Raw genomic sequence first — 26,597 nt, 5'->3', positions numbered from 1 at the left:
TCGACTTCGCTCAAGATAAACTACAGCAGGAATCTTGACTTTTAGATTTATAAGACTAAACCTTGCCAAAAAATGGTGAGGTTTTTTTAATTCGTAATTAATTCCTTTACCATTTCCTGTAAATCTGACACAATCAACTCTTCAAACCACGGATTTTTAGCTCGCCAAAAACGATTAGTTGGTGATGGATGCGGTATAGGGAAATACTTTGGTAAATAGGTCTTATAATCACCAACACGTTCTGTTAATGTTTTTTTATCTTTTAAATAGTAGTTCTGCGCGTAAGCACCTATTAGAATCACTAATTCTACATTAGGCATTCGATCAAATAAGGGTTTGTGCCATTGCGGAGCGCATTCTGGTCTTGGTGGTAAATCTCCTGTTTTTGCCTTTCCTGGGTAACAGAAACCCATTGGGATAATTGCGAAGTTTTTAGTGTTATAAAATTGTTCATCTGTAACACCTAACCATTGTCTCAATTTTTTACCACTTTGATCATTCCATGGTATACCAGATTGGTGAACTCTTGTTCCTGGTGCTTGTCCGATAATTACAATTTTAGATGAAACATCTGCAGTAACTACAGGTCTTGGTCTTAGCGGTAAATGTGCTTTGCATATAATGCACTTTTCGATGTCATTTAAAAGATTCTTCACTTTGTTTTGAATGACAACTTATTTTTTCCCAGCAACCACAATAACAATTTCACCTTTAGGTGGTTTAGAAGAGTAATATTCTAAAACCTCTTTCGCGGTTCCTCTTATGGTTTCTTCATAGAGTTTTGTCAACTCTCTAGACACAGAAACTAATCTATCTTCACCAAAATATTCGTAGAAATGTCCTAAAGTCTTCACCAATTTGTGCGGGCTTTCGTAAAACACCATGGTTCTGCTTTCTTCTGCTAAAAGTTTTAGTCGAGTTTGGCGTCCTTTTTTTACTGGTAAAAAACCTTCAAATACAAATTTGTCATTTGGTAAACCACTGTTAACTAATGCTGGTACAAAAGCTGTAGCGCCAGGTAAACACTCAATCTCAATATTATGTTCAACACATGCACGTACCAATAAAAAACCAGGATCTGAAATGGCTGGTGTGCCAGCATCACTTATTAATGCAATAGACATTCCCGACTGTAATTTATTAATAAGTCCGTTGACCATTTTATGCTCATTATGCATGTGATGGCTTTGCATTTGAGTGGTGATTTCAAAATGCTTAAGAAGCTTTCCTGAAGTTCTAGTGTCTTCAGCTAAAATCAAGTCAACTTTATTTAAAACTTCAATTGCTCTAAACGTAATGTCTTTTAAATTTCCTATTGGCGTTGGTACCAGAAATAACTTCATAATGAGGTTTATATGTAATCAAATTTACAATCTTTTCAGTTTCTCGACGCAACCATTAGGAAAATTCTGTATCTAAATAATAGATTTCATTACTAGGAAATTCATATATTTAAATGTTATAGTATTGAATTTGTTCACTTTAACAATACTCACTCTATTTTATGCTGGGAAAACTTTACCGTTTATTTGTTTTATTTGCCGTTTGCACACAATTGCAAAGTCAAACTACAGATTTATCCATTGCAATTGAAGCCCAAAATTTAAGCGGCACTTCTATTTCTCAAATAGAAATATTTCAAGATTTTCAATATCTCATAACAGTCTCTAATTCTGGAAACTCTGTTAATGATACTTCAATTTCCATTGACTTTGATAATGACTTAACCGTCAACTCCTTTGCGTCTCAAAACAACACAAACGGAGCTTCCGAAATTTCAAATATTGATATTACCGATAATGTATTAACTGCTACAATTGCTAATATGCCCAATAACTCTAGTGTTGAGTTATTGGTTATAGTTACGGCGCCTTCAAATTTAGGAGGTATCGCTGCTAACGGAACAGTAAACCCACCTAATGGCACAACGGACACAAATACCAGTAATAACCAATCCATAATTTCTATTGATGTATTAGATGTACTGATAGATTTTACAGTGACACATCAACAAATACAACCTTCACCTGGTACTGCAATTGGTGCTTGGGGAGACCAAGTGAACTATCACTTTACAATTACTAATAACAGTGTAATTGATTATCCTTTAGCGTCATTTGAGACACGATTAGTATTAGACTCCCCAATTGAAAATGGACTGCCTTTTGCTGAAGCTGTTACGTTGACTTGTATTGAAAGTACCAATGGTACAAGTTGTCCAGATCTGACTGATGCTAATAGTAATACTTTTTTAATTGATACCGAACTCGTACCACAAGCACCTATACTTTTCTCTTTTGACAACGCATTCGTAATCACTTCTGGTGGTAGCATTACTTTTGAAATGGTCTATGTCTATAATAATTCATCATGCTCTTTAAATCAGTTGCCTATTAGTGTTAATAGTTTTATTCAAATTAATTTAGACCATTCAAATGCGTCATCTAATACTTCAAATTTTGTAACAACTAATCTAATTACCGCTGACCTTTGTCCACAAACGGACGTCTGCATTGAAACGATTCAAACAAATCCTGATCTTTCAGTGATACTAGATTATGGTGATCAAATTACTTTTATCACCACGGCTTGTAATAATGGTCCATTGGATGCTGAAGTTCAATTTTTCATGCAAAACCTAAATGCTAACGCCCAATGGCAAATTAATTCCGTGAATTGTGTTGGTACTACAGGCGCTGCAGATTGTACTGATTTTTTCATTACCGAAAATGGTCAATTATGGTTTACTAATGATTTTATTTTCGAAGTTAATTCTACAATTACAATAGAAACTATAGTTGAGTACATTGAGCCACCTTGTGATGTATTTCCAAATCAAATAGAGACGAGTATTAAAAGTGAAATTAATCTAATATCTCCTCAATTTGTAGATACAAACCCTGATAACAATTTAGATGTTGAACAAATTATTCTACCTCCACAAGAACCTTGCGACGTTGACGATATATATGACTTAATAGTTACAAAAACGCAAACAAATCCTCAACTTCCTAATGGAAGTTCGACTCAAAACACAGCAGAATGGGGAGAAATTACTTATGAAATTACAGTAACAAATAATGGGCCAACTGACGAACCTATAAGGATACAAGATCATATGCCTGTTCCAACACCAAATGCTGTGCCTATGAATGCATCTCTTACTTCCGTTCAGTGCATTTCTACAACAGGAACTGCTTCTTGCTTTAACATTAATAATGCAAATATTGGTGTTGTGTATGACGGTCTTACTGAAGATGGAACTTTTGATACATTTTGGGAAATCTTACCAGAAGATAATTGGATATTACCTACTAATAGCTCCGTAACATTTGAAGTTACAGTAGATTGGCAACCAGAATGTTCTCAAAATAATATTAGAGGAATAAATGTTGTTAGGGTAAATTATGTAAATACTCTTAATGAGTCCAATATCAACAATAATAATGATGAGGTTATAACTTATTTTGCTCCATGCATTGATTTAGTGGTGCAAACATATCCAGAATTTACGCAAGTTGATACTGGGCAGACATTTAATTGGATTGTGGACATTAGCAATAGTATAACTAGCTCTACAGCAACAAATACCATTTTTGAAAATTTACTAAATGATGCATTTACTATCAGTGGCAGCATAACATGTGACGTCATTGCTGGTAACGCAACTTGCTCAACATCTTTTAACACGACAGGGAATTTCATTACCGGAATTATTCCTTCGATGGATGCTGGTTCTACTGTGAGAATTACAATTCCTGTTATAGCACCAAATTATGGTGGAGCATTTAACAACATTGCTGAAGCTGCTCCAAGTGCAGCAGATAATGAGGAATTAACACCTGATACCAATATTTCAATTAATAGTGTTCAGGTAATTTCACCAACACTTGAAAAAGAATTTATTCCAAATACTATTATTGAAGGCGCAGAAAGTGAACTCATTTTTACAATCTTTAATATCGCTTCTAATCTTACTCAAAATGATATCTCTTTTACAGACACTTTGCCTTCTGGAGTCATCTTATCTGGTGTTCCTACATGGATTAGTGCTAATGGATGTACTGCAAATTTTATTGGAGGCATTGGTGATGATTTCGTTGGTGTTACAGACCTCACTTTCCCTGATGGTGTGGCGAGTTGTACATTTTCTGTTATGGTAACCGCAGAGAATGCAGGTGCTTATCTAAATAATTTTTCAAATTTCAGTGACACAAATAATTTAGATGCATCTCAAACAAGTGCAACATTGACAGTAATTGTTGACCCATCTAATGTTGATATTGAAATTTTAAAAACAGTAGAACCTACCGAAGTAGACTTTGGTGACGAAGTTACTTTTACGATTACCGCTACTAATCTTGGCACAACTACAGGTACAGAAATTGAAATTATAGACCAATTACCTGCTGGCTATGAGTTTATATCAGCGACTATGAGTGTTGGTACTTTTGATGACACCACACTTTCTTGGCTCATTACCAATTTAAATGCTAGCCAATCTGGTACTTTAACAATAGTAGCAAGAGTTATTTCTTCTGACGACTTACTAAATGTTGCACTTCTTAATGGAATAAACGAAGTAGATCGAGACCTATCTAACAATGAAGATACTGCAGAAGTTGAAGTCTCTAATTGTTTGTTTATTCCTGAAGGCATTTCGCCTAATAACGATACTAAAAACGACTTTTTAATAATTCCTTGTATTGAAGATTACCAAGAAAATAATCTGAAAATTTTTAATCGTTACGGGACTTTAGTGTATCAAACCAATAATTATAAAAATGAATGGGATGGAAGAGCTAATAAGGGATTTCCAAGCACATCAAATCGATTGCCTGTAGGCACTTATTTTTACATCCTAGAAGTTGATGGTTTTGACAAACCCTTTCAAGGATATATTTACCTAAACTATTAATCTCTGAGGTATTTACCAAAAAAATAAGAGGGAAAGACAGCAACTAAAGCTAGTAAAGAACCACCTAAAATACCATCTCCAGCATAATGATGAGCTGCTGTAGCAAGTACCAAATTGAAGAAAAAACCAGCATAAACCCATTCTGTGAGCCACTTGCTCGGTCTAAAAAGGACAATTAAAACGCCTAATACTTTTAAAATTGCCAACGGAATGACGATATAGGTTGGGAAATTAAAACCTTCAAAAAAGCCTTTTACCATTTCTGTTTTTGAGAAATACATGGTTGCCGAAAACAGCATAATTCCGCAAAGAATTCCAGTAAAAACCCAATATATAATACGTTTTACTAGCATGAAACTTAGTTAAACTTACCTTCTACAATCTCTAAGAAACGCTCTTCATATTCTTCTTTCCCTTGCCAATTATTATAATCTGGTTTTACCATTTCTAATATTAAAGATTTAGCATCAGACATTGTATCTAAAGTATTTATTTGAGAAATCACCCGATCATAATCTTCGCTTTTACCTTCAAATAAATGCTTTATAAATGCCAACTTATCATTAAGTCCAATTTTTAAACTATTGCCTTTAAACTTATCATTCAATGATTTTTTAGCATTTTCGGCTTCTCTCTTCTGAGCATCTTCAATAGGTTCAAATTCAGGAATGTTAGCAAAGTCAGAAGTGATGTTTTCAAATTCAATAGTTTTTGGCGCTTCATCTTCGACTACTGTTTGTAGTAGTGTATCTACTGATAAATCTTCATCCTCGGGCATATGGGCAACCATATCTTTAATGGTATTCATTACAGGCTCATAGATGCCATCATCTTCAACCTCATCAAGATTGATATAAGTTTTATTCTCTATCTCTATATTATCACTCACTTTATTATTAAACGCTACGTCTAACATGTCAAAGAAAGAAGAGTCGTTACCAATAGTTGGCATTTGGTCCTCAAAATTTTCTTGTGCAAACTTTAAAACCGTAAGCTTTTCATAAAGCTTAGAAACCTCTTCATGCATTCGATCTACATCTTCTTTACCTTTAAGCTTTAGAATCCTGTGAGCAATGCTTATTAATTCTGATTCTAACTTCTTTTTCATGTGTTTTACTTTTGATTTTTACTATTTTTGATTGACCTTTATAAAAACGAATAATTACTACGTTTTAGTGCTAAAATTACGAAATGTTTCTTGAAAATACGGTAAATCATAAAGAACAATTTGGGTGGATTGAAGTGATTTGTGGATCGATGTTCTCTGGTAAAACCGAAGAGTTGATTCGCCGATTAAAGCGCGCCAAATTTGCTAGACAACGCGTTGAAATTTTTAAACCTGCAGTAGATGTGCGGTATGATGATGAGATGGTGGTGTCTCATGATGATAACGAAATACGTTCTACACCTGTGCCAGCTGCCGCTAATATTCCAATTTTAGCAGATGGCTGCGATGTTGTAGGTATTGATGAAGCACAGTTTTTTGATGATGAAATCATACGTGTATGTAATGATTTAGCAAATAGTGGTATTAGAGTTATTGTAGCTGGCCTAGATATGGACTATAAAGGAAACCCATTCGGGCCAATGCCATATCTTATGGCAACTGCTGAATACGTTACTAAGGTACATGCTATTTGCACTAAAACAGGAAACTTAGCAAACTATAGTTACAGAAAAGCCAAAAGTGATGCTCTTGTCTTATTGGGTGAAGTTGATGAGTATGAGCCTTTAAGTAGAGCTGCTTTTTATAAAAGTATGCTTAGGGATAAAGTGAGACAAATGAAAGTTAAAGACGCTGAAGAAATCAACTCTAAAGACAAAAAACCAGATGCCTAAAACAAAAGAAACTGTTTTAGAAATAGATTTAGGTGCTTTAACTCACAATTACAATTACCTAAAATCTAAACTGCAATCAAACACTAAATTTTTAGCCGTTGTTAAGGCATTTGCTTATGGCAGTGATGCCATAGAGATAGCTAAGCATTTACAAACACTTAATGTAGATTACTTAGCAGTAGCATATACAAAAGAAGGTGTAGCTCTAAGAGATGCTGGAATAACGACGCCTATCTTAGTTTTACATCCGCAACCAATTAATTTTGAGACCATAATAGGACGTTGTCTTGAACCGAGTATATACAGTTCTAAAATTTTAAATGAGTTTATTGAAGTTGCTGAGGCAAAAAATCAAAGTAATTATCCTGTTCATGTTAAATTTAATACTGGTTTAAATCGTCTTGGATTTTGGGAAACTGATGTCAATCATGTGGTTTCAAAACTGAATAAAACGAATTCAATTATAGTAAAATCTATTTTCTCACATCTTGCGGCTAGTGAAGATACCAATGAAATAGAATTTACAAGACAACAGATAAATCGTTTTCAGACAATTACTGACCAATTTAAATCTCTTATTCATTATCAACCTTGGTTACATTTGTGCAACACTTCCGGGGTCATTAATTACTCAAATGCTCATTATGATATGGTACGTTGTGGTATTGGTCTTTATGGTTTTGGTAATTCTGCAACAGAAGATAAGAACCTTAAACCCATTGCCAGTCTAAAATCTGTAATCTCGCAAATGCATCAAATTGAACCTAAAGAAACTGTTGGCTATAACCGAGCATACAAAGCTAAAGGTTATGAGAAAACAGCAACCATACCTCTAGGGCATGCAGATGGCATAAACCGAATCTATGGTAATGAAAAAGGGTTTGTTTTTGTAAATGGAAAAAAAGCACCTATCATAGGTAATGTATGTATGGATATGATTATGGTTAATGTCACCAATATAGATTGCGAAGAAGGTGATGAAGTCATTATTTTTGATGGTAAACACAAAGCTTCAGAGGTTGCTGAAGCTACAGGAACTATTTCTTATGAAACTATTACATCAATATCTCAACGCGTAAATCGTAAATTCATCAATTAAGCTATGTTAAAATTTTAACAAAATTCAATTTTATTTATTTTAGCAACTTACAATTAAACACTAACTAATTATGTTAAAAGAATTTAAGGATTTTGCAATGAAGGGTAACCTTGTAGACATTGCAGTTGGTTTTGTAATGGGTGCTGCTTTTAAACAAGTTGTTACTTCATTCACAGGTGGAATAGTTTCGCCTTTAATTGGATTAATTTTTAATGCCGACTTTAAAGATGTGAAATGGATTATTAAAGAAGGAGTTGCCAATGCTGAAGGAAAAATAGAAGGTGAAGTCGCTTTATTAACGGGTGAATTTGTCACTAATGTTATTGACTTCATAATTGTGGCATTTGTAATGTTCCTTGTGGTAAAAGGTGTGAATAAGATGAAAAAGAAGGAAGAGCCAGCTCCAGAACCACCAGCAGGTCCAACCGAAATTGAATTATTACAAGAAATCAGAGACTCATTAAAAAAATAGACGTTTAGCTACCGCTACGCTACATATTTTTAACCAAACCCAAGCTTTTGCTTGGGTTTTTCTTTTTACACCTGTTAACTATTGCAAAAAATAATGCACTAATTAGAAAACACTGGGTTTTTGAATTATTATCTAAATATAAATCATTATGAAACTTCGCTATTTTACAGCATTTACATTATTCTTAATTTCACTTAGTGGGTGCAACTTCAATGAAAAAATTAATAAAAGCATCAAAGAAGACATAGAACGCGATACCGGAACGAAAATAGAAACAGATGAAACCACAACTTCTAAATCTAAAGCATCCCTTAACATGACAATAGATGGAAAAGACTACAATGCGTCCTGCAATGAACATTACTTAAATATTGCTAAAGAAACCTATAGTAATGATATAAGTTATTCCTTTAGAGTTAATTTTGATAAAAACGATTATCGCTTAAATGCATTCCAACTCTCTTTTAGAGCAAAAGAAAAAATTGCACTTCCTTATGAAGTAGAACTCAATTTTAAAAAGTCTGCAACAAACAACAAGCTTAAAACTCATCTAACAGTATTTTATCTTGATGATAATGGTAATATGATTCAAACATCACAAGACGTCGGTAAAATAATCATAACAGAAATGAGTGAAGAAAAAATTACCATGAATGTAGACACCAAGTTACTTTTACTTAAAACCATTAACCAAAAAGGCGATACGCAAACTGTAAGGCTAAAAGGTCAAGTATATTCTTCATACCCAATCATAACATTGATGAATGGAGCTACCAAAGAAGAAGTTTTTTAAATGTAAATTAACACATCATACTGAATGCGTTAAATTTTTACCATTTATTTCTCAACTAAATCTCTAATATGCTAATTTTGGAGTCCAAATTTATTTAGATTATGAAAGTAGCAGTAGTTGGTGCAACGGGTATGGTAGGAAATGTAATGCTTAAGGTATTAGAAGAGCGTAAATTTCCTGTAGATGAATTATTATTGGTAGCATCAGAGCGTTCTGTAGGTAAGAAAATGATATTCAAAGGAAAGGAATTAGAAGTCATTAGTATTCCTAGTGCTATTGAAGCAAAACCAGATATTGCACTATTTTCTGCTGGTGGAGGAACATCTTTAGAATGGGCACCTAAATTTGCTGAAGTTGGCACTACTGTAATTGATAATTCATCGGCTTGGAGAATGGACGTATCCAAAAAACTTGTTGTTCCAGAAATAAATGCCTCTCAACTAACTAAAGAGGATAAAATCATTGCTAATCCAAACTGTTCTACCATACAAATGGTTATGGCTTTGGCGCCATTACATAAAAAATATAGTATTAAGCGTATTGTAGTTTCAACTTATCAATCGGTTTCTGGAACTGGTGTAAAAGCTGTACGACAGATGGAAAACGAGATTGCCGGCGTTAAAGGAGAAATGGCGTACCACTATCCTATTCATAAAAATGCAATTCCGCATTGTGATATTTTTGAAGACAATGGATACACGAAAGAAGAAATGAAGTTGGTAAGAGAGACTCAAAAAATTCTTGACGACAAGACAATTGCTGTAACTGCTACAGCCGTTAGAATACCAACTGCTGGCGGGCATAGCGAAGCTGTTAATATTGAGTTTAATAACGACTTTGATCTTTCAGAAGTTCGCAAAATACTAAGTGATACTGACGGTGTCACTGTACAAGACAATTTAGACGTTAATGTTTATCCAATGCCAATGTATGCCAATGGTAAAGATGATGTTTTTGTGGGCCGAATTCGTAGAGATGGCTCTCAACCAAATACTCTAAATCTTTGGGTAGTTAGTGATAACCTGAGAAAAGGTGCTGCGACTAATACCATTCAAATTGCAGAGTATTTAATTCAAAATGAACTCGCTTGACCCTTTGGTTATAAGTACCTAAGAATCTAATAGAGTTAATTAATGTTAGTTTTTTTTATTATCATCGTAAGATGATACCTAAAATTATACATTATTGTTGGTTAAGTGAAGAAGAATATCCAACCTTAATAAAAAAATGTATTGCATCTTGGAAAAAACATCTTCCTGATTATGAATTTATACTTTGGGACAAAGCAAAGTTTGACATAAATTCTACTATCTGGACTAAACAAGCATATGATCATAAAAAATATGCCTTTGCCTCGGACTATATCCGACTATACGCGCTCTATAATTATGGTGGTATTTACCTGGATACTGATGTTGAAGTTTTAAAAACATTTGACGAGCTATTGTCCCTTCCTTATTTTATAGGTAATCAACAAGATAATAATATCGAGGCCGCAGTAATTGGCGCAAAAAAAGAATCAAATTGGGTTTTAGACTGCTTAAAGTATTACGAAAACAAATCGTTTGTTTCTCAAAATGGAAAACTCAATCTTAAGGTTCTTCCGGAAATAATGACAAATCGAATAGGTAAAACCTATGACTTTGAAATATTAAATAATGTAAATTATAATGAAATGACCTCTCTTTTTCAAAGAGATAAATCATTTTTCCTCTTTCCGCCTAAAATTTTCAGTCCTAAAAATAATGAAACAGGTAAAATGGTTGACAATACGCATTCATCTTTTACCATTCATCACTTCAATCATTCTTGGTATCCATTTAAATCAAAATTAAGATTAAGACTTGCTGAAATACTTGGTCTTAAATTGACTGATTTCATAATAAACTTGTTACTTCTGAGAAAAATCAGAAAATGGATAGACTAGATAGTTAATAGAATCCCATTGATATTATTTGGTAACATAACATTCTTTAACAGATTCTGAAAAGACAATTTCATATATTTGGAGGAAACATCTAATCAAAAAAACAATGAGAAAACTACTTCTTTGTGCTGTAACACTAAGTATTTTTGTTTCTTGTAAAAATGAAACTGAAAAAGTGAAACCAATTACAGTAAACTATCCCGAAACTAAAAAAGTTGATACTAGCAACACATACTTTGGAGAAACCGTTGCGGATCCTTATCGTTGGCTAGAAGATGACCGTAGCGAAGAGACCGAAGCTTGGGTAAAATCTCAAAACGAAGTTACCTTTGGCTATTTAGATAACATTCCTTATCGCGAAGAGTTAAAAGAACGCTTAACCAAGCTTTGGAATTATGAGAAAATAGGGGCGCCTTTCAAAGAAGGAAATTACACTTATTTTTATAAAAATGATGGATTACAAAATCAGTATGTCATCTACAGATATAAAACTGGTGACGATCCAAAAAGCGCAGAGGTCTTTTTAGATCCTAACACTTTTAAAGAAGACGGAACTATTTCTTTAGGAGGTATGAGCTTCTCAAAAGATGGTAAAACACTTGCCTATGCCATCTCTGAAGGTGGAAGCGACTGGAGGAAGATTCTTGTGATGAATGCCGAAACTAAAGAAATTGTGGAAGACACCTTGGTTGATATTAAATTCAGCGGTATGTCTTGGTATAAAAATGAAGGCTTTTATTATTCAAGTTATGACAAACCAGAAGGTAGCGAGCTTTCTGCAAAGACAGATCAACATAAAGTCTATTATCATAAACTTGGTACTAATCAATCTGAAGATGCCTTAATTTATGGAGGTACTGCTGAGGAAAAGCACCGTTATATTTACGGTTCTGTAACTGAAGATGATCGTTATCTCATTATATCTCCAAGAGTTTCAACTTCAGGCAATAAACTATATATAAAAGACTTAACAGTTCCTAATGCACCATTAGTTGAAATTTTAGGTCATACTGATTCTGACACATACGTTATTGAAAATGTTGGTTCAAAGCTTTATTTAGTGACTAACTTAGATGCGCCTAACAAAAAAATTGTTACTGTAGATTCTTCCAATCCAACACCCGAAAATTGGGAGAATTTTATCCCAGAAAGCAAGAATGTATTGAGTCCTTCAACAGGTGGTGGTTATTTCTTTGCAGAGTATATGGTTGATGCAGTCTCTAAAGTGTATCAATTTGATTATGAGGGAAAAAAAATTAGAGAAGTCCAACTGCCAGGTGTTGGAAGTGCTGGAGGTTTTGGTGCTAAAAAGGAAGATGCTGATCTTTATTATTCATTTACCAATTACGTAACGCCTGGAAGTATTTATAAGTATAATATTGAAAAAGGAACTTCAGAATTATATCGCAAACCAAGCATAGATTTTGACCCAGAATTATACGAAAGCAAACAAATATTCTATGCCTCAAAAGACGGTACAAAAGTACCTATGATTATCACCTATAAAAAAGGTTTAGACTTAAATGGCAAAAACCCAACTATATTATATGGGTATGGTGGATTTAATATTTCATTGACGCCGAGTTTTAGCATTGCAAACGCTGTTTGGATGGAGCAAGGAGGCATCTATGCTGTAGCCAATTTGCGTGGTGGTGGAGAATATGGTAAAGCTTGGCATAAAGCAGGTACTCAGCTACAAAAACAAAATGTATTTGATGATTTTATCGCTGCCGCAGAATATTTAATCGAAAATAAATATACCTCATCAGATTATCTAGCAATTAGAGGTGGCTCTAATGGTGGTTTATTGGTTGGAGCCACAATGACACAACGTCCAGAATTGGTTAAAGTAGCCATTCCTGCCGTAGGTGTATTAGACATGTTGCGCTATCACACTTTTACTGCTGGTGCTGGTTGGGCTTATGATTACGGCACAGCAGAAGACAGCAGAGAAATGTTTGAATATCTAAAAGGTTATTCACCTGTGCATAATGTAAAAGAAGGAGTATCTTATCCTGCAACGATGGTAACTACTGGTGATCACGACGACAGAGTTGTACCAGCACATAGTTTTAAGTTTGCCGCCGAATTACAAAGTAAACAATCTGGTAATAATCCTACTTTAATTAGAATTGAAACTGATGCAGGTCATGGTGCCGGAACACCTGTTAGTAAAACGATAGATCAGTATGCGGACATTTATGGCTTTACCCTTTACAATATGGGCTTTGATGTGCTACCGAGTAAAACAAAGGAGAAAATAAAAGGATAAGTAGGGTTTTTAACGCTTTACTTGTTCTATTATTGACCGCTTTTAATTAAATGAGAATAGCTCGTATTTTTTTTTCATTACTTGTATTAACATTTGCAACTGCAACTTGCAGCAGTAATGATGATAATGCAACGATTGAAGGTATTGAGACATTACCAGATGAAGTGGTAATGTCTCAAAACTCTTCAATTGAAATTTCAATTTTTGCAAACGACAATAATATTCCAGTTAATGGGAGCTTAAGCACAAGTTCCCCAGATTTAGGAACCATCCAAATTGAAAATAATAACACTCCAGAAAACCCGAGTGATGATACTATTATTTATACGGTTAATCCAAATAATATAGGTGAAGATTCTTTTCAATATACAATTTGTGATGACCAAAATAATTGTAAAACAGAAAGTGTATCAGTCATTATTAATTCCTTATCAATTGTTAGTGTTTTTGAAAATGATACACCTCACGCAAAGCTATCAGAGTATAATTTCTTTGAAGGCGATTTAAAAGACTTAATTCCAACTTTCGGTGTGGTACCTTATGAACTCATTTCACCTTTATTTTCAGATTACGCTAAGAAAAAACGATTTATTTGGATGCCAAGTGGTGTTGCTGCAAATTACGTCAATGACTACTCACCAATAGACTTTCCAGAAGGAACAATTCTAATTAAGAACTTCTACTACAATACTGTTCAACCCGGAAATACCACAAAGATCATTGAAACTCGCTTAATGTATAAAAAAGTGAATGGATGGGATTTTGCAAATTACGTTTGGGATGATCAACAAAATGAAGCATATTTTACTAACCAAGCTAGTACGTTAAATATTAGTTGGTTAGAAGGTGAAGATTTAAAAACGACCAATTATAGAGTTCCTTCGAGAGCAGAATGTTTCACCTGTCATAATCAGGTAGACAACCCAACTCCTATTGGAACGAAGCCTCAAAATCTAAACAAAGATTATAATTACGATACAGGCTTAACCAATCAATTGATAAAACTAAAAGAGCTTGGATATCTGAACTCAAACTTTCCAGATAATATTAATTCAAGTATTGCTTGGGATGATAGTTCACAACCTTTAGAAGATCGTGTACGTTCATATTTAGATATTAACTGTGCTCACTGTCATTCAGATGATGGTCATTGTAATTATAGACCAATGAGGTTTGAATATCAACTCACTAATAATCTTGGAAATATTGGTGTTTGTGTTGAGCCTGAAACTCAATTCATTCCGAATTCTTATATTGTAACACCAAATAATACAAGTTTATCCGTCCTTTTCTATAGAATAAGCACCGCAGACGAATCTTTTAGAATGCCTTTACTTGGCAGAACTATTAATCATGAAGAAGGAATTGCACTCGTCGAGGATTGGATAAATTCACTACAAAACTGCGACTAACATAACACTAAGCATATGAGAAAAACTACCTTTCTAATAGCCTCGCTTCTTGCGGTATTTATTAGTAATGCACAACTAGATTTCGACCCTATAATTGGCCCTGTTAATGTCGCAGCAGGCTCACCTGTAACCTTAAACATTAACGATATTGCTAACTCAGCTGGTGCTACTGCATCTTCTACAGGTACTTATAATGCTTTTTCGGTATCTGTAACTTGGGAGAATGGATCAGGTGTGCCATGGTCAAATGAAGCAGATTTAACAATTACAACTACTGCAGGTTCTGTTACAATTGATCCGCCAACTACTGGAGGTGCAGGTTCAACGGCTTCAACAACTTTAACTTTTGATGGCGATCTAGCCGGTTTATATGATCCTATTAGTGATGGGTATCTCGATATTGTACTTAATCAGAGCTACAATGGCTCCAATGCCAATTGGTCAAATATTGTTGTTACACTTTTTGAAACTCCAACTTGTCCTAACCCGATAAATTTAGATGTGTTAAATGCAACTGAAACCTCTGTTGATTTAAGTTGGACAGAAACAGGAACCGCAATGCTTTGGAATGTTGAATACGGAACTGCAGGTTTCACGCCAGGGACAGGAACATTAATTACGGACATTGCATCAACCATATATACCTTGGCAGGACTGCAACAAGGAGTTATATATGAATTCTATGTGCAATCAAACTGTGGCGGTGGTGATACCTCAGATTACATTGGTCCATTTGGATTTGGGACTCTAGTTCCAGGTGGAACATGTGCAACTGCCTCTAACATGACAGTGGTTTCAGATTGTTCAACGACTACTCCTACAACATTTAATTTTGCTGTTTCAGCAGATATAGATGCAAATAACGAGAATCCGACCTGTGACGCTTTAGGTAATTACGGTTATTTTATAACTTTTACAGCACCAACGATAGGCTCTGTTTATTTCAATTTTACCGGCGGTGCAGATAATATTGGACTAGAAGTATTAGATGCATGCGGTGGAAATTCATTGGCTTGTTTCAATAACACGTTTGATAGTGGTGATAGTTCAGACTTAATTGGTGGTCTTACACCGGGTGCAACATATTATGCAGTATTATGGCGAGACCAACAAAGTGGTTCTGCAGAAATTTGTATCGAAGAAGGTGACAGTTGCCCAGGACCGAGTAACTTAGATGCTACAGGTATTGGGTTTGACTCGGCAACACTTAGCTGGACTGAAAGTGGAATTGCTACTTCTTGGAATCTAGAATGGGGTGCGTCAGGCTTTAGTTTAGGCTCAGGTACGGCAGTAAATAACTTAACAAATCCTAGTTATAGCCTCTCAGGATTAAGCTCAAGCACTAGTTATGACTTTTATGTACAGTCTAATTGCACTGGAGAAACATCGAGTTATTCTGGACCTTTTACTTTTACTACTCCAGCACCTTCACGTATTAATTTTACGCAGCAATCTATAACTTTAAACACAAGTGGCAGCTATGCTACTGCTATAGTAGATATGGATGGTGATTTTCTAGATGATATCGTTGGTGTACAGGCAAATAGTATAAACATAAAACAGCAGAATATAGATGGGAGTTTTACTGATGTGAATATATCAACACCAAATGCTGACTATACGCCAAGTTGGAGTATTGCAGCAGCAGATTATGATGCAAATGGTAAAACAGATTTGCTTTATGGTGCTGGAAGCGGTGTTACTTTCATGAGAGCAAGTGCAGACGGATTAAGCTTTACAGAGCAATCTACTACAGAGTATGTATTCTCTCAACGTTCTAATTTCATAGATATTAATAATGATGGTAATTTAGATGCCTTTGTGTGTCATGACGTACAACCAAACGTGTATTTTATTAATGATGGTACTGGTGTTTTTGACTTTTATCAATCAGATGTGACACCTGGCGCACCTTATTCTCTAGGCAATTTTTCCTCAGGTGGTGATTATGGATCTATATGGATAGATTATAATAACGATAGAAACATGGATCTTTTTGTGTCTAAATGTGGTGGTTCAGAAGCAAGACGAACAAACATCATGCTTACAAATAATGGTGATGACACGTACTCCGAAAATGCTGCAGCCATTGGATTAGCTGATCCTATGCAAACGTGGTCTTCTGCTTGGGGTGATTTTGACAATGATGGTGACATGGATGTTTTTGTTGGCGCAAGTTCTGGAAACCATAAACTAATGGAAAATACCGGATTCTCAGACGATGGAGACCCAACTAATGACTATGTTTTTACTGATGTAACTTCTGGCGCTGGAGTGTCTTCTGCTCCTACAGGTTGGGAGAGTTCAGCCTTTGATATTGATAATGACGGCTATCTAGACATCATTAGTAACGGAACAATATTATACGGAAAAGGTGATATGACTTTTGAAGATGCGGACCCTAATCAAATTGATTATAAAAACGGAAGTTTTGGTGATTTAAATAACGACGGTTTTATTGACACATACTACAACCAAAGCATATATTACAACCAAGGTAATAGCAATAACTGGATTAAAATAAATACAATTGGTATGGCACACGTCACGCCAAATTATAGTAATATTAATGGTATTGGCGCAAGAGTAGAATTAACAACAAACGCTGGAACACAGATTAGAGATGTAAGAAGTGGTGAAGGTTTTGAATTTATGAGTTCGTTGACTACGCATTTCGGAATTGGAACTGAAACTTCTATTAGTGAACTAAGAATTTATTGGCCTTCTGGTGTTATTGACGTAGTTCCTAACCCTACTATTAATACCACACATAACATTGTTGAAGGTACATTTCCACTTAGTTTAGAAGATCAGTCTTTAACAGATATTAGTATATTTCCTAACCCAGCAAAAGATATATTAACTATCTCAACAGTGGTAGATTTAAATCAAAGAATTGCCACTGTATTTGATGTTACTGGTAAAAAAGTACTAAACCAAAGATTAATGACAAATCAAGTAGATGTGTCAACATTACAAAACGGAGTCTATTTCTTAAGAATTGAAAATGAAGGTAGAAGTATAACACGCAAGTTCATTAAAGAATAGACTAATTTATACAGGAACTTTAAAAACCGTTTGAGAAATCAAGCGGTTTTTTTGTGGTATTTTTGCACCATGCTTCAAGTAAAAAATCTTTCCTTTAAATATTCTGAAACAGCTGTTTTAAGCGGATTGAACTTCAATGTTAGTATTGGTGAAAACCTTGCAATTATAGGAGAAAGCGGATCTGGAAAAAGTACATTACTCCAACTGATATATGGTGAATATGATGTTGAAGATGGAGAAATAATTTGGAAAGACACCAAAATTCTAGGGCCAAAATTTAATCTTGTAGTAGGCTATGATTTTATAAAACATGTCACTCAAGAATTTGATTTGATGCCATACATTACGGTCGAAGAAAATATTGGTAAATACTTATCCCGATTTTATCCTGAGGAAAAGAAAAAACGTACAGAAGAACTCATTAAAGTTGTACAACTAGAAGCCTTCGCAACTGTAAAAGTAAAAAATCTCAGTGGCGGACAGAAACAGCGCGTGGCACTTGCGAGAGCATTAGCCAAAGAACCCGAAATATTATTACTTGATGAGCCATTTAGTCATATTGACAACTTTAAAAAACAATCGCTCAGAAGAAACATTTTCAGGTATCTCAAAGAACGGAAAATAACATGTATTGTTGCAACTCACGATAAAAATGACGTGCTAGGATTTGCGGATAATATGATTGTTATTCATGATAAAAAAATAATTGCAAAAGACACTCCTCAAGCACTTTTTAAAAATCCGAAACTACCACTAATTGCATCTTTTTTTGGCGAATATTCTATAATTAATAGTCAACTCTACTATGCGCATCAACTTCAAATAGTAAATCAATCCGATTTAAAAGCCATTGTTAAACAATCTTATTTTAATGGGAATAATTGGATGGCTGAAGCCATTTACAACGGTAATTCTGTATTTATTGAGCATAACAGTTACATTGCAACTGGCATAGAAATATCATTTAAAATAGTGTTCTAAAACTATTTATCAAACTTCTTCAAAAGCGCGGGTAAATAAAAAATATCTGTTATTAAGGCAATCGCCACTGTTACCGCACATAAAATACCAAAATCACTAACTGATGGTGTTGCACTATAGGCTATTATTAAAAAACCGCCAACCAAAGCAATAGTTGTTGAAAATAATGCGCTACCTGTATATTGCATAGCTTTATCCATGCGTTCTTCTGGCGAACCTGATATGGTTTTGCTACGTCTATATTTATATACTAAATGAATGGTGTCGTCCATTGCAATACCCAACATAATTGGCGTAATCATGGCCGTAGAGACATCTAAAGGAATGTCTAATAAACTCATTAATATTGCTAACAACGCCAATGGCAATATATTAGGAATTAATACCAGAATCGTCGTCTTTATTCGCTTTATGAAAATTAATAGACACAAAAATGCCACAAAAAATGCCGCAAAAAAGGATTTAAACTGGGTTTCTAATATAAAATTATTGAGTTGAGAAAACACAACCGCGAAACCATTTATTTTTAATTGGTATTGCTTCGTGTCAACTGTTGATTGAAAAGCCAACTCTATATCTTCTAAAACCTGTTCTAATTCTGAGGTTTTCATTTCGCTGAGGGTAAGCGTAAATCCTGCAGTACGCAAATCTTCAGAGAATAATTTAAAGAAATTGTTCTCCTCATTATCTATTTGAGCTAAGGTGTTTTTTATCTTGTCTGTATTTAAGTTCGACTGAAATAAAACAGGAGTTCGTTTCTCTAAGAAGGCTTTGAAATTAACAACGGATACAGGATTGGAAATAAATGAATTGGCTTCTAGCTTCTTCTGAAAAGCTTCAAACTGTTTAATGACGTCTTTATTTAGAACAGTCTGTTCTTTTTTTGCACTGATATTAAGCTGTAAACGATTGCTTCCGCCAAGCTCTACCTCAACAGTTCTTAAATCTTGTTTTGCAATACCTTCAGCTAGTAAATCTCGAGAATTTGTATCTATTTTAACCTTAAAAACAGAATACATCCCAAAAAGTAAGACAGCTGTAAATCCAAGGATTATTGAGTTTTTGTATTGTGTAGTGAAACTATTAAGCCAATTTATAGCTCCGGTTTGACTGATCCATTTTAACCTTAATAGTGGTTCTGCTTTCTCAAACTTAAGATTCATAAAGCTAAATCCAATAATAGTAATGACATAAACCAAAATGAAACTTATGAGCAAACCTATACAGGTGAAAACGCCCATATTTTTAAAAGCAGGAAGTGGTGAAAGGTATAGCGCAAAATAACCTACAAACGTGGTTAAAGTAGTGTAAAAACAAGGTGTAAAACTCTTAATGACGGTCATGGCCAAAAGCTCAGCTTTGGATAAACCTTTATTCTTAAGTCCTTCTTTATGATATATATTTATAACATGTACTGCATCACTGACACTATATACCATGAGTATGGTTGGGATGAGCATCGATATCATATTTAGCGCATAACCTAAACTTGTAATCAGCCCAAACAATAAAGTTACTGGGACAGCAACAGACAATAGCGCAACAATTAGATAGCGTTTACTTGGTAATAAAAAGAGTAGCATTAAGGTGATTACCAATACTGTAAGTACACCAAACACCAAGCTTTCTTTATAAATACCTTTACTATAAGCCTCGTTAAGTACTGGCGGACCTGTAATATAGTAGTTGGTATATTTTGTTTCAATGATAGAACGTATCTCCCCTTCAATATCCTGACGGTTCTCTTCAATTGTTGGAGTGGGATTCATTTGGATATATAAAAACTGACTTTTATAATCCTTAGATACTAACTGAGAAGTCACTTTAGGTAACTTAGCAAATAAATTTTTCAACCCTTTCTCACTTCGTTTTGGACTATATAAATCCCTGAAAACAATTTTATCATTTCCATAAATGGGATATTTTGCCTTAGCAACGCTAAAAGTAGTCTTCACATAAGGCAAGTTGTCAATGTCTTGATGTAACGATTTTAAGGTGTTGATTTCGGTTTCCCCAATAGCATTATCAACAGGTAGCATGACAATGAATATTTCATCAGAACCAAAATTTTCTTGAAAATCAATATACGCCTTGTAACTTGGGTCATCCTCTAAAAACCATATACCTAATGAATTATCCACACTTAACTTGGTTAGTGTTTGGTAAGCAGAAAATCCCATTAAAATAGAAAGCACAGCTATTATTAGTATCCTAAAATTTATTATGAACTGTATGAGTGATTTTAGTCTTTCCATACTTATGAATATGCTATAGCTCCAAATCTGCCATGATGAGATAAACTCACATTAATTTCTTTGTTGTCAAAGGTTACCTTAGGTATTCCGAAGCAATCCTTTTGGAAGATGAACCCCTTTTTGTCAATCTGAAGTACATCATTTAAAACCTTGAAAAGTTGCTCTTGTAAAAATTCACTTTGATTCTGGCTTACATGAATTTCAAATTGTATAATTTTTGAACTTATCTCAGAGCATTCAAAACTTGCTTCTGATAAAATGTAATTAGAAGTAATTTCAGTATTTACATAACAATGAAAGTCTTTATAGATTACTTCATTATGGTCTTTTAGATGACAAACGAAAGATTTTGGGTTATAAAATCGACTAGGACGTAATTGTGTATAGAGCTTATATGCTGCTTCTTTCATACTCCACAATGTCCAAACCATGGTTGAAGCGTTAGAGGATGATTTTATGTAGTTATGTTCTTCAGTTGTAAAGAGTTTATCTAAATATCTAGGTCGCCTCCAATTAGACTGTATATTAGCCAACTCAACATCTACAATATCATTACCAAGCATTACTTATTTAATTTTGAAGTCACAATTGCCATTGCAGATTTAACATCAAGCATTTGTTCCATATCTTCATTCTCGAGAAGTATATCAAATTCGTCTTCTATATCTAAGATAATATCCACCAAGTTGGCAGAGTTAATCTTTAGGTCTTTCACAAAATCTGTGTCTTCTGAAAGATTTTTAAAAGCGTCCTCATCTTGAATGTAAGGTGCAATAATTGGTTTTAACTTAGCAATTAGTTCGTTATTATTCATGGCAATTTGATATAAAACAAAGTTACGCTATAAATCGCTTAAATAAAACACAAGCCGTTATTTGGTAAAAACCTAAGCTTACTTTGCTTTAGTACCTATTTCCATAAGTGGCCAAAACAAATCTATTCTTAAACACTAGCCTTATTATTTCTAAAAATGGTACAACTTAAATGCCAAATACTTTATCTAAAATAAATGTGCTCAAGTTAAAGCCCACATGTAAGGCTATATTAGCCCACATGCCATATTTTATTCTGGCATAACCAAGTACCATCCCTGAAATTAGCATGGGTATGATGAACGGAATTATTAAAAATGCACTTCCTGAAACCTCGAAGTTAAAAGCATGAACTAAAGCAAAAGCGAAAACTGACATGTAAAATGGTATAAAAAACCATTTATCGTAGAAAGTATCTAATTGTTTTGTTTTCAGTTTTTTAATGTAAATAAAAATTATTAGGGCTGCAGGAATAATAGATGCAGCAATTAAAACTATCCGTTTTATTAATAGCGATGGCAAATTAAATCCTTTAACCAACCAATAACCGCTTAACATGGTAATGAGACAAATTATAATGAGTGATATGATTTTTTTAGCCTTTAGATGATATCTAAATATAAATTCCTCTACAACAGGATATACAATAACTGCTAATAAAAAAAAGACCCATAAAGATTGCTGTTCAGTGTCTGCAATTTCACTCCGTTCTACAGCGTATTTCTCTCTTATGTACGAGTTTATGGTAAGCAACCATGTCACTTTTAATACATAGGTAAACAGAAATAAGTAAAACAGTTTTACTAAATTGCTTTTTATCGGTTTTTCAATATTTTTTATAACATGAGGTCGTTTTAAATATTGAAACAACTCAATTAATGTACTTTTCATATGATCTTATTTTGAGGTGTTTAACTTTAATACGTTTACACCAATGGCATAACCATAAATATGCTCATCATTATTATAGATCTTTATTTTGTTGCACGCCATACCCATATCTACTGGTGTCCAGGTTTCTCCACCATCCCTGGTTTCGTAACCTGAATGTACTGTACCAACATAACCATGATTTTCAGTAATAAAACCAACGCCAAATTGTCGGGCTTGGTGGTCTTCTACTAAGTTAATTTCGGTCCATGTTTCACCACCATCAATGGTTTTAGCGACACGCTGTTGCTTAACATTAGGATCTGGATTGTATGATTGTATGGTAACGTAACCCACTTTTTCTGACGGAAAAGATGCTTTCCACGTTAACTCATATGGTCTGATAGATTGGTAAACCTTTTTCCATGTCTCGCCGCCATCGGTGGTTTTTAAAATTACGGCATTAGCTTTGGTAATATCTTCACTGCTTGCAGCACAAGCAAAACCAATATTTTTATTAAACATTTTTATATCAAACAACATTTTACACTCCTCGTTCATAGATTTTGATTCCCAAGTTTCACCACTGTCATGAGATACCATAAAGTTTGCCGGACTGCCAACACGACCAACAGCATAAATATGATATTTATAGTCTAACTTTCCGTGATTGACATACTCCTCTTTAACAACATCCATTGCACAAAGTCCTTTGACATAAGGTCCTGAATAATTGATAGGCTTCCAGGTTTTTCCGCCATCTTTTGTGCCATACAGTGGTATAGTGTCTGTGACATTTGGAAAGTAGTCTGTACCAACAGTACCTGCAAATCCCACATTTTCATCTATAAACTCTACAGTTCTAAAGAATGTGCCTTGCTGTTCTAATTGCTTTGTCCAGGTTATTCCACCGTCTTTGGTGTTAAAGATTTTTCCGTGACCATTAATATACCAACCGATATCTTTATTTATAAAATCTATATCATCTTGCTTACCGCGATATGGTTCGGTTTCTAATTTTTCCCAAACATAATCTTGAGCTTGTAAGGTTGATAATGTAAAAAGTATTAGGGCTAAGTTTAAAAAATATGTTTTCATAGTTAATAGTGTTAATTCGCATTGTCAGTTTTGTTTTCCTTCAAGTAATACATACCGCCTAAAAAAGGTAAAAACCATGCTGTAAGTATCCACCAATGCTCATTCCAAGTGAATACACCTATAAAGAATTCTACTAGGATTAATAGTGATATTGCCAATACAACAAGTTTTAGTATGTTTTGTTTTTTTGTATTCACTTTTCAAAATTTTTAATGTCTTGTGACATATTTCTAAATATCAGAAATTAAACCAGACAAGTATTCTCTTATCTGGTTTCATCTACATGTAATAAACTATTGGGCTATATACTTATACTTTTTTCCCTTTGAAGAGATCGTGTGAAGCTCATTCTCTGATAAAATTTCTATAGATTCATTTTCTGATTGCCCTGCCATTTGGGTAGTAATCATCTTATTATCCTCACTTAACTTCCATGTACCAACCTGCTTTGGCGAATTTGGAATATTTACATCTAAACTACCATCTGCCTTGTATTCAAAAATAATTTGTGCAAACATTTGTTCTAATACACCTTTTTGGGCTTCCATAGCTTTAGCTTGTTCTGGACTTTGTGATTTTACCTGCTCTAAATAATCCTGAGCCATGAGCTTGGCAGTATTAGTATCTGGTTTCCATCTTTTTAGTAAACTCAACTTAGAGACTGATTTTGATCCAATTGAAGGGTCAATTAATTGTAGACTTTTCCTAGGATTTAAAAGCAATAAGTTAGCATCTTCTGGTAAAGGATCTGATCCTTTTTCAATTAATTTAATTACTTCTTCTGGTGTTAGATTAGGTTTTAGGGCTAATATTTTGGCTGCCAGATTAGCGACATTAGGTGAAGCCATTGAGGTACCAGAGAATTTAACCTTTGCACCACCAGGAACATAACTCTCTATTTCAAAACCATTAGCATATATATTAATGCCTTTACCTTCAGTTGTAAAGCTTGTTTTCTTACCTTCATTATCAACAGCGCCGATGGTAATTAGGTTTGGCAAGTCATGAAACGATGCAGGAATATACTCAACAAACTCAGCAGCATTATTCTCATTCCCAGCTCCGCAAATAAATAAGATTTCTGGTGCAGATTTAAAAGCATTGTACAGAGCTTTCTTTTCAATTTCAAACATTTTTCTTGCCATTTTCTTCCTGTCTTCTTCATCTTTTCCAACCCCATTTAATGCCAACAAACCTTCATATGCAGCAACACCATATCTCCAGCTCATGTTTACCACTCTAACTTTATTAAATTTTAAGTATGCCACAATGTCTTTATACATATCTGCTTGAAACTTTGCTTGGTCTAACGTATGTGCGGGTGGCTGAGAACGGTAATCAAATCCCATTCTAACAACCAATAATCGCGCAAACGGATTATCTTTCATAGCAATACCTGCAACATGAGTACCGTGTGCATAATTTCCATAAAACCCTAATTCTTCTTGAAATGCTTGTGCTTCTTCTGGCTTTAAAGAGGCCATAGTTTTACGCACCTCCATAACTTCTGGACTTTCTATAGAGGCCTGAAGGTCCATAAATCCTTTAGTTAGTACCTGTAGACGACTAATGTCAGATTTGATTTTTCCGTTTGGATCATCTAAGAGTAAGTCGTCATTCTTATATTTTATAAGATCGTAGCCTATACCATTTTTACCGTCTTTATCTTTATGTAAAAGCGCTTCAGGAAAAACACTCACGTCTGTACCACTATCCCAAACAGCAACCACTACAGGTTTTCCTTCTTTTATGTTGTTTAAAGACACATCTCTATCTAACCAAATGTCATTTTTAACAACATTAGATTTATTAGCCTCATAAATAGTGTTCACAACATTTAGCATGCTCGGAACCAATTTAGATCTATAATCTAATTCTAGTCTTATCCCAATAAAACTAAGTACTAAACCTTCTGGAACCACATTGTTGTTATTGTCTAAATAAGGCTGAATTTGACTTTCTAAACTTGATGTTATTAAATTAGGATTAAAAATACTTAAGCTTCCCCTTTGCGATTCGAGTTCATCCTTTATCTTCTCATATGGCAATTTCTCCCATGCGTCAGTATATGATTTTGTAAATACATCCTTAAATTGATCTGAGGTTATATCTTTATTTTGATTATATGCACTATTAAAAGATTTTATAAAAAGACCCATGGTTAGCTTTGATCCTTCTTTATCTTCTAAATCACGCGCTTTATTAATAAGGTTTATGGCTTTTTCAATATCTTTTTTATACATGTAACATGTAGCTAGGCTGATATAATAGCTCTTTAATGAAGCTTTGTCATTAATTTGGTATTTATCTAAATCCTCCTCTAAATTTTTAATGAGGTCATTTGTTAGCCTCAGTAATTGTTCATTATCGTTAACGATATCAACAGCTGTACCATTAAGCGTTACAGAACGTCTTGGTAAATCGTCTGCTTTATTAATCTCAATTTTGTTTTGAGCTATTGAAATAAATGATGTGAAAATTAGCAATTGAATGCATATTAATTTTAGTTTTTCCATGATTGAATGTTTTAAAAATAGTTTGGTAAAACATAAAACCCTATATAACCACCTATGAGAAAAAGAAGAATAGCAAGTAAGACTGTGATTAGCTTTTTTTTCATGTGCTTATTAAATGATTTTTAAGATTTATATCTTTCAAACTAAGTTTGATTAGACTTACATGTGTTAACACAACAAAGAGACGCCTATTTCAATCATCTGTTAATTAATGAAAGTTCAAAATTGATTTAATTAAAACTTAAATTTTATTTAGATGTATTCGTTTCAGATACTATAAACTAA

The 26,597-nt window shown here is 34.0% G+C and carries 22 protein-coding genes; 11 read left to right on the top strand and 11 right to left on the bottom strand.

Features of this window, described 5'->3' with window-relative positions; all coding sequences use genetic code 11:
* Positions 1 to 86: 86 nt before the first annotated feature.
* The gene (locus tag HRU50_RS06930) at positions 87 to 656 is read right to left on the bottom strand and encodes a uracil-DNA glycosylase family protein (protein ID WP_296349585.1); all 570 of its coding nucleotides are present in this window, start codon (positions 654 to 656) and stop codon (positions 87 to 89) included.
* An 18-nt stretch (positions 657 to 674) separates the two neighbouring features.
* A complete protein-coding gene (gene rsmI, locus HRU50_RS06925; RefSeq protein ID WP_296350158.1) occupies positions 675 to 1,346 on the bottom strand; it encodes a 16S rRNA (cytidine(1402)-2'-O)-methyltransferase in 672 nt (223 codons plus the stop codon).
* A gap of 158 nt (positions 1,347 to 1,504) precedes the next feature.
* Here rsmI and HRU50_RS06920 point away from each other — a divergent pair, with 158 nt between their 5' ends.
* The gene (locus tag HRU50_RS06920) at positions 1,505 to 4,918 is read left to right on the top strand and encodes a gliding motility-associated C-terminal domain-containing protein (RefSeq protein WP_296349584.1); all 3,414 of its coding nucleotides are present in this window, start codon (positions 1,505 to 1,507) and stop codon (positions 4,916 to 4,918) included.
* On the opposite strand, the gene HRU50_RS06915 is transcribed toward HRU50_RS06920, so the two are convergent.
* Positions 4,915 to 5,271 carry a DoxX family protein gene (locus HRU50_RS06915; protein ID WP_296349582.1) on the bottom strand — a complete coding sequence of 119 codons (357 nt, stop codon included), beginning with the start codon at positions 5,269 to 5,271 and terminating at the stop codon, positions 4,915 to 4,917. The genes HRU50_RS06920 and HRU50_RS06915 overlap by 4 nt on opposite strands.
* A gap of 5 nt (positions 5,272 to 5,276) precedes the next feature.
* Complete coding sequence (locus HRU50_RS06910; protein ID WP_296349580.1) at positions 5,277 to 6,026, bottom strand: hypothetical protein; 750 nt, start codon at positions 6,024 to 6,026, stop codon at positions 5,277 to 5,279.
* Positions 6,027 to 6,109: 83 nt separating this feature from the next.
* On the opposite strand from HRU50_RS06910, the gene HRU50_RS06905 reads away from it, so the two are divergent.
* The 10 genes from HRU50_RS06905 to HRU50_RS06860 all read left to right on the top strand — a co-directional run bounded on the left by HRU50_RS06905 (position 6,110) and on the right by HRU50_RS06860 (position 18,761).
* On the top strand, positions 6,110 to 6,757 hold the full coding sequence (locus HRU50_RS06905; protein ID WP_296349579.1) for a thymidine kinase: 648 nt from the start codon (positions 6,110 to 6,112) through the stop codon (positions 6,755 to 6,757).
* The gene (gene alr, locus HRU50_RS06900; protein ID WP_296349577.1) at positions 6,750 to 7,856 is read left to right on the top strand and encodes an alanine racemase; all 1,107 of its coding nucleotides are present in this window, start codon (positions 6,750 to 6,752) and stop codon (positions 7,854 to 7,856) included. Before HRU50_RS06905 ends, alr begins: the two co-directional genes overlap by 8 nt.
* 70 nt (positions 7,857 to 7,926) lie before the next feature.
* Positions 7,927 to 8,328: a large conductance mechanosensitive channel protein MscL gene (gene mscL, locus HRU50_RS06895; protein ID WP_296349575.1), complete on the top strand. Its 402-nt coding sequence runs from the start codon at positions 7,927 to 7,929 to the stop codon at positions 8,326 to 8,328.
* 148 nt (positions 8,329 to 8,476) lie between these two features.
* Positions 8,477 to 9,121, top strand: coding sequence for a hypothetical protein (locus HRU50_RS06890; RefSeq protein WP_296349573.1), 645 nt, complete (start codon positions 8,477 to 8,479; stop codon positions 9,119 to 9,121).
* Between the two features lie 101 nt (positions 9,122 to 9,222).
* Positions 9,223 to 10,212: an aspartate-semialdehyde dehydrogenase gene (locus tag HRU50_RS06885; RefSeq protein WP_296349571.1), complete on the top strand. Its 990-nt coding sequence runs from the start codon at positions 9,223 to 9,225 to the stop codon at positions 10,210 to 10,212.
* A gap of 29 nt (positions 10,213 to 10,241) precedes the next feature.
* Positions 10,242 to 11,048: a glycosyltransferase gene (locus HRU50_RS06880; RefSeq protein ID WP_366927369.1), complete on the top strand. Its 807-nt coding sequence runs from the start codon at positions 10,242 to 10,244 to the stop codon at positions 11,046 to 11,048.
* Positions 11,049 to 11,154: 106 nt separating this feature from the next.
* Positions 11,155 to 13,320 carry a prolyl oligopeptidase family serine peptidase gene (locus HRU50_RS06875; RefSeq protein WP_296349569.1) on the top strand — a complete coding sequence of 722 codons (2,166 nt, stop codon included), beginning with the start codon at positions 11,155 to 11,157 and terminating at the stop codon, positions 13,318 to 13,320.
* Positions 13,321 to 13,370: 50 nt separating this feature from the next.
* Positions 13,371 to 14,732 (top strand): Ig-like domain-containing protein, encoded by a 1,362-nt coding sequence (locus tag HRU50_RS06870; protein ID WP_296349567.1) that lies wholly within the window; start codon positions 13,371 to 13,373, stop codon positions 14,730 to 14,732.
* A 15-nt stretch (positions 14,733 to 14,747) separates the two neighbouring features.
* Positions 14,748 to 17,780 (top strand): FG-GAP-like repeat-containing protein, encoded by a 3,033-nt coding sequence (locus tag HRU50_RS06865; RefSeq protein WP_296349565.1) that lies wholly within the window; start codon positions 14,748 to 14,750, stop codon positions 17,778 to 17,780.
* 69 nt (positions 17,781 to 17,849) lie between these two features.
* Positions 17,850 to 18,761, top strand: coding sequence for an ABC transporter ATP-binding protein (locus HRU50_RS06860; RefSeq protein ID WP_296349563.1), 912 nt, complete (start codon positions 17,850 to 17,852; stop codon positions 18,759 to 18,761).
* Positions 18,762 to 18,763: 2 nt separating this feature from the next.
* On the opposite strand, the gene HRU50_RS06855 is transcribed toward HRU50_RS06860, so the two are convergent.
* The 7 genes from HRU50_RS06855 to HRU50_RS06825 all read right to left on the bottom strand — a co-directional run bounded on the left by HRU50_RS06855 (position 18,764) and on the right by HRU50_RS06825 (position 26,312).
* Positions 18,764 to 21,016 carry an MMPL family transporter gene (locus tag HRU50_RS06855; protein ID WP_296349560.1) on the bottom strand — a complete coding sequence of 751 codons (2,253 nt, stop codon included), beginning with the start codon at positions 21,014 to 21,016 and terminating at the stop codon, positions 18,764 to 18,766.
* A gap of 2 nt (positions 21,017 to 21,018) precedes the next feature.
* On the bottom strand, positions 21,019 to 21,579 hold the full coding sequence (locus tag HRU50_RS06850) for a 4'-phosphopantetheinyl transferase superfamily protein (RefSeq protein ID WP_296349558.1): 561 nt from the start codon (positions 21,577 to 21,579) through the stop codon (positions 21,019 to 21,021).
* Positions 21,579 to 21,830: a phosphopantetheine-binding protein gene (locus HRU50_RS06845; RefSeq protein WP_296349556.1), complete on the bottom strand. Its 252-nt coding sequence runs from the start codon at positions 21,828 to 21,830 to the stop codon at positions 21,579 to 21,581. The genes HRU50_RS06850 and HRU50_RS06845 overlap by 1 nt, the downstream gene beginning before the upstream one ends.
* Before the next feature lie 166 nt (positions 21,831 to 21,996).
* Complete coding sequence (locus HRU50_RS06840) at positions 21,997 to 22,719, bottom strand: CPBP family glutamic-type intramembrane protease (RefSeq protein ID WP_296349554.1); 723 nt, start codon at positions 22,717 to 22,719, stop codon at positions 21,997 to 21,999.
* Positions 22,720 to 22,725: 6 nt separating this feature from the next.
* Positions 22,726 to 23,796: a hypothetical protein gene (locus HRU50_RS06835; RefSeq protein ID WP_296349552.1), complete on the bottom strand. Its 1,071-nt coding sequence runs from the start codon at positions 23,794 to 23,796 to the stop codon at positions 22,726 to 22,728.
* 11 nt (positions 23,797 to 23,807) lie between these two features.
* A complete protein-coding gene (locus HRU50_RS06830; RefSeq protein WP_296349551.1) occupies positions 23,808 to 23,993 on the bottom strand; it encodes a hypothetical protein in 186 nt (61 codons plus the stop codon).
* A gap of 96 nt (positions 23,994 to 24,089) precedes the next feature.
* Positions 24,090 to 26,312, bottom strand: a complete 2,223-nt coding sequence (locus tag HRU50_RS06825) for a S8 family serine peptidase (RefSeq protein WP_296349549.1) — start codon at positions 26,310 to 26,312, stop codon at positions 24,090 to 24,092.
* Positions 26,313 to 26,597: the final 285 nt, after the last annotated feature.

This window comes from Winogradskyella sp. (genome assembly GCF_013213835.1).
Classification (GTDB): Bacteria; Bacteroidota; Bacteroidia; order Flavobacteriales; family Flavobacteriaceae; genus Winogradskyella.
This window is presented reverse-complemented; position numbering and strand designations above follow the sequence as displayed.